Below are 5,307 nucleotides of genomic sequence, written 5' to 3' on the forward strand. Positions count from 1 at the left end.
GAACGGCCGGAGGTGTGCCGGCAATGTCGCTGGAGCCGGAAGGCATAGCCGGCATGGCAGGCTCGGCGTTCGCCGGAGCGGTTTCAGCAGGCGGTTCCGCGGGCTTGGCCGGCTCAGCCGCCGCCGTCGGCGCCGCGATCTCGGTGATGCGGCCGTCGAGCTTGGGCGTGTAGGGCCGATGCGCGCCGAGATAGTCGGCCACGACCTGCTCCAGGCCGGGGCCGTAGTCATAGGCGTCCTTGGCCCCCTCGGCGAAGACCTTGTAGCCGTCGCCGCCCTGGCGGACATAGTTGTTGGTGGCGACCAGATATTGCTTGTCGGGATTGATCGGCGCCCAGGCGCCGTTCTCCATCACTTCGACCGATTTGACGCGGCCGGCATTGGGCGCGACCGACTTGTCGAAGGAATATTTCAGCCCTGCGACCTGCGGGAAGCGGCCGGCGCCGTCCTCGACCTGGCTGAGGCCGCTTTCGAGGCCCGCGACCAGGTCCTTGCCCGAAATCTTGAAGGTCGCCAGCGTGTTCTGGAACGGCAGCACGGTCAGCACCTCGCCCATCGTCACCGTGCCCTGGTCGATCGAGGCGCGCAGGCCGCCGCCGTTCGAGATGACGATCTCGACGCCCTGACCCTTGGTGCGGTCGAGAATGGCGTCGGAGACGAGATTGCCCATCTCGCATTCGCGCGCGCGGCAATTCTCGCGGCTGCCATCGATCGCCTTGGTGGTCTCGGCCACTTCCTTGTTCTTCAGCGCCTCGATCGGCGCGCCGAGCTCCTTGATGCGGGCAAGGACAGTGGGATCGGGCGTGATCGACTTGTCGAGATAGATCGGGGCGCCGCTGGCTTCCTTGACCACGCCGTTGTCGTCGAACACGACCTTGAACTCGCCGAGATATTTCGAATAGGACGCCGCCTGCACCACCGGCACCTTGGAACCGTCCGGGTTATCGACCATGGTCGGGTAGGGGCCTTCGGCCTTCGGGTCGGTGTTGGACAGGAGCGTGTGGCTGTGGCCGCCGACCACCACGTCGATCCCCGGGATCTTGGCGATCACGTCGCGTTCTCGCCTGTAGCCGATGTGGGTGACCGCGATGATCTTGTTGATGCCTTGCGCCTTGAGCTTCTCGACGTCGGCCGTGATCGATTTGACGTCATCGGCGATGGCGATGTTCGGGCCGGGCGAGGCGAGTTCCGGCGTGTCGTTGGTGACGGCGCCGATGATGCCGATCTTCTGGCCGCCGACCTCGACGACGATCGAGGACTTGATCTTGCCCGACGCGCCGGACTTGTCGTTGGGCATGACATTCGCGCTGACGATCGGAAACTTAGCCTTGTCGAGGTAAGGCACCAGTGCTGTCTCGCCGTCGTCGAATTCGTGGTTGCCGAGCGTCACCGCGTCGGGCTTGATCTGGTTGAGGAACTCCTCCTCTACTGCACCCTTGTAAGTGGTGTAGAAGAGCGAGCCCTGGAAGCTGTCGCCGGCATTGAGCAGCAGCACGTTCTGCCCTTCGAGCTTCTTGCGCTCCCCAGCGATCGCGGTGATCAGCCGGCCGGCGCCGCCGATGCATTCGCCCTTGGTCTCCTCTTCGGCGGAACAGGTCGACTCGTATTTGTTGTTGCCTTCGATGCGGCTGTGCCAGTCGTTGAAATGCAGGATGTTCAGCGTGTAGTCGGCAAAGGACACGCCGGCCGACAGGCCAAGCGTCGAAGCGGAAAGGGCTAGGATGGCGGCAATCTTCTTCATCTTCGTCTCCCGGATAAGCTGACTTCGACAGTGCTTAACGCCTTCGCTTGACTGGAAAATAACAGTCAGCCTCGGGTCATGTTCACATCGGGTCCCGGCCGATGCAAGCACAAATCGGGGAGATGTTTGCCGGCACAAAAAAGGACGGCGGTTTGCGCCGCCGTCCTTTTTGGATGGATGTCTGCGAGCCTCAGGCCCGGCGCGTCAGCACGAAATTCTGGCCGCTGGCGCTGGTGCAGTTGAGCTGGCTGATCGAGACCATCAGGCAGTTGAAGCTGACCGGCGTCTGGCGGATCAGCGAGGTGCCGTGGATCTCGACCGAGGTCGGTCCGGTCAAGGTGTAGCTGCCTTCCGACAGCTTCTGGCCGGTGTCAGTGGCAACGGTGGTGAAGCTGCCAGCCGCGAAGGTCGACAGGCCGGTGCCCTTGGCGTCGATCCAGTTGCCCTCGACGCCCTTCGGCGCAGCTGCGCCCGGTGGTTCCGATGGGCCGGTGGTGGTGCAGGCGGCCGCAGCCAGCAGGCTTGCCGCGGCGCCTGCCGAAAGCAGTTTGCGCGCAATGGTCATTCTTGAAAATCCTCTCCTCAGTCCGCACCCTCTCAATCGCCCGATTTCCGGGCGATTGCAAGGCGCTGCCACTGGTCAGTCCCGGCTCTATCGGACCAGAATGTTGCGGAACTGCCACGGGTCGTCCTTGTCCAGGTCCTCCGGGAAGAGGCCCGGGCGGTTGTCCAGAGGAGTCCAGTCGGTATAGTAGCCCCTGACCGGCTCGAGATAAGGCGACTGCACTTCGAGGCAGCGCCGGTAGTCCATCTCGTCGGCTTCCACGATGCCGGCCGCCGGGTTCTCAAGCGCCCAGACCATGCCGGCGAGCACCGCCGAGGTGACCTGCAGGCCGGTGGCGTTCTGGTAAGGGGCGAGCTTGCGCGCCTCGGCCAGCGACAACTGCGAACCGTACCAGTAGGCGTTCTTGTCGTGGCCGTAGAGCAGCACGCCGAGCTCGTCGACGCCGTCGACCAGCTCGTTCTCGTCCAGCACGTGGTGGACCGGCTGCGGCTTGCCGGCGGCGCCGAACATCTCGTCCAGCGACAGCAAGGCGTCGTTGCAGGGATGATAGGCGTAATGGCAGGTCGGACGGTATTGGACCTTGCCCTTCTTCGAGCGCACGGTGAAGAAGTCGGCGATCGAGATCGACTCGTTATGGGTCACCAGCAGGCCGTATTGCGCGCCCGGCGTCGGGCACCAGCTGCGAACGCGCGTGTTGGCGCCGGGCTGCTCCAGATAGATCGCCGCCTTGGAGCCGTGCTTGTGCTTCTTGCCATTCTTCGGCATCCAGTTTTCATGCGTGCCCCAGCCGAGCTCGGCCGGCTGCAGGCCCTCCGAGATGAAGCCTTCGACCGACCAGGTGTTCCAGAACACGTTCATCGGCTTTGGCTTCTTGGTGCGCTGGGTGTCGCGCTCGGCGATGTGGATACCCTTGACGCCGGCCTTCTTCATCAGCCTGGCCCAGCCCTCGCGATCTTCCTGGGCGGGCTCCGAAAACTCGAGCCCGAGATCGGTGGCGAGGTTGACCAGCGCCTTCTTGACGAACCACGAGACCATGCCGGGATTGGCGCCGCAGGTGGAGACCGCCGTCGGGCCGCCGGGCTTGTCCTGCTTTTCCTTGATCATCGCCTCGCGCAGCGCGTAGTTGGTGCGGCTGGCATTGTCGGCCTCGGCGTCGAAATAGAAGCCCAGCCACGGCTCGACGACGGTGTCGATGTAAAGCACGCCGAGCTTGCGGCACAATTTCATCAGGTCGACCGAACCGGTGTCGACCGACAGGTTGACGCAAAAGCCCTGGCCGCCGCCATTGGTCAGAAGCGGCGTCAGCAGCTTCTTGTAATTCTTCTCGGTCACAGCGTCCTGCATGAAGGCGATGCCGCGCTCGTCAAGCAGCTTGCGGTCGGTGTCGAGAGGGTCGATGACCGTCATGCGCGACTTGTCGAACTTGAAATGGCGTTCGATCAGCGGCAGCGTTCCCCGCCCGATCGAGCCGAAGCCGATCATCACGACGGGACCGGTGATTTCACCGTAAACGGGCCAGTTTTCATTCGCCATTTTTTCGCACACTCCTTCAAACACGCGCAAAACCGGGCGCCTTTGGCCCGACGGCCAAGCGCTACACCACAGATCATTGTCATAAACCAGCGAAAAGCGCCAACCGCCGGCTAGGCCGTTCTGGGCGTGTGGTTAAGCCGATCCGGCCATGCGGCCGAGGAGTGCAACCAGCCGGTCGCGGTCGGCAGTCAGGCCCTTGTAGTCGAGCTGTTGCTGGTCGAGGGCCAGGAGCTGCTCCGCGAAGGAGGCCGCCAATGTCGCCCGGTCCGGATGGTCAGCGAGCAGCTTGAGCGGATCGAGGTGGATGCGGATGGTGAAGAGGATGTCGCGCGACACTGGAAGCTTGCGCAGCGTCTGGCGTTCGACGCGGATGAAGGCGTGGGCGTTGACGTCGCCGTCCGGAAAGCGGCTCGGGCGGTTCGTGGCGCGGTCGATGCGCTCGACATTGGAAAGCGGATGGTAGAGCCTGTCATCGGCCTGGATCGACCAGTTGAAGCGCTCGACCGCCTGGCCCTGCAGGCCGTCGAACATGCGGTTGATGAGCTCAGCCGGCCGAGTGCCTGGTCCGAAGCCGGGCACCGGTTCGTGGATCTCCTGCAGCGGCTTGCCGAATTTTTCCCGCAGCGACCACGATGAAGGGAAGCATAGCGAGCCGGCAGCCAACCGCCAGCCGCGTTCGTCGCGGCGCATCAGGATCAGGTCTTCCTGGACAAGCAGCGAGGCCCTTGCCAGCGGTGCCTCGCGCAAGGCAGGAGGCAGCCGGTCGGTCATACCCTCGAACCCGACCGGCTCGACGTCGGCTCCGTTGCGGTGGTGGGTTACGGGATGCGCGGCTTCGAGATGGGCGACGAGCAGGTCGAGCACTTCGCGCTGAGCGTCACGGGTGCAGTCTTCCTCGACAAAGACCCTTTCCGGAATTTCCGCGTAGAGCCGCTGCTTTTCGGCGAGATGGGGCAGCAGGAACTCGTCGACCTCGATCCAGCGGTCGAAGTCGAGCGGCTTCAGCCCGATGCTGAAGAGCTTCGAGGACCCGTCATAGGGTGTATGGGTCGGGTGGCGGATGCCTGTTTGGGTGTTATCCAGTTTGTGTCTCCAGCGTGGTCAGCCAAGCCGCGCCGGGATCAGTCCGCGCAGCGAGTTGCCGACGAAGATCGCCTTCGCCGCCTTCAGGTCGTCGAAGCTGTAGATCGCTTCCACGGCGCGGCCTTCGTCCAGAAGCTCGCCGCGCAATATTCCAGGCAAAAGGCCGCAGTCGAGGCGGGGCGTGGCGAGCGGACCGTTGCCCAAATCGGCGAAGAGATTGGTGATCGTGCCCTCGCAGAGCTCGCCGCGCTCGTTGGCGAGCAGCACCTCGTCGGCGCGGCTGGCGAGATATTCGGCGCGCGCGTGCTGGTAGGCATCGCGGCGGCTGGTCTTATGGCGAAGCAGCGTATCGCCGGAATCGAGGCGGACGCGCGCCAATTGCAGC

5 protein-coding genes are annotated in these 5,307 nt (G+C 64.0%); all 5 read right to left on the reverse strand.

Features of this window, described 5'->3' with window-relative positions; translation table 11 throughout:
- A partial coding sequence (locus EOA27_RS20200; RefSeq protein WP_145970436.1) for a bifunctional UDP-sugar hydrolase/5'-nucleotidase occupies positions 1-1,741 on the reverse strand: 1,741 nt, incomplete at its 3' end.
- A 190-nt stretch (positions 1,742-1,931) separates the two neighbouring features.
- On the reverse strand, positions 1,932-2,306 hold the full coding sequence (locus EOA27_RS20205; protein ID WP_126081471.1) for a hypothetical protein: 375 nt from the start codon (positions 2,304-2,306) through the stop codon (positions 1,932-1,934).
- Positions 2,307-2,393: 87 nt separating this feature from the next.
- Complete coding sequence (locus EOA27_RS20210; RefSeq protein ID WP_126081472.1) at positions 2,394-3,839, reverse strand: homospermidine synthase; 1,446 nt, start codon at positions 3,837-3,839, stop codon at positions 2,394-2,396.
- A 132-nt stretch (positions 3,840-3,971) separates the two neighbouring features.
- The gene (locus EOA27_RS20215) at positions 3,972-4,901 is read right to left on the reverse strand and encodes a DUF3445 domain-containing protein (protein WP_126081473.1); all 930 of its coding nucleotides are present in this window, start codon (positions 4,899-4,901) and stop codon (positions 3,972-3,974) included.
- Positions 4,902-4,940: 39 nt separating this feature from the next.
- Positions 4,941-5,307 (reverse strand): aminotransferase class IV (locus EOA27_RS20220; RefSeq protein ID WP_189562064.1); only part of this gene is annotated, 367 nt, incomplete at its 5' end.

This window comes from Mesorhizobium sp. M2A.F.Ca.ET.037.01.1.1, from assembly GCF_003998075.1.
In the GTDB taxonomy this organism is placed as follows: domain Bacteria; phylum Pseudomonadota; class Alphaproteobacteria; order Rhizobiales; family Rhizobiaceae; genus Mesorhizobium.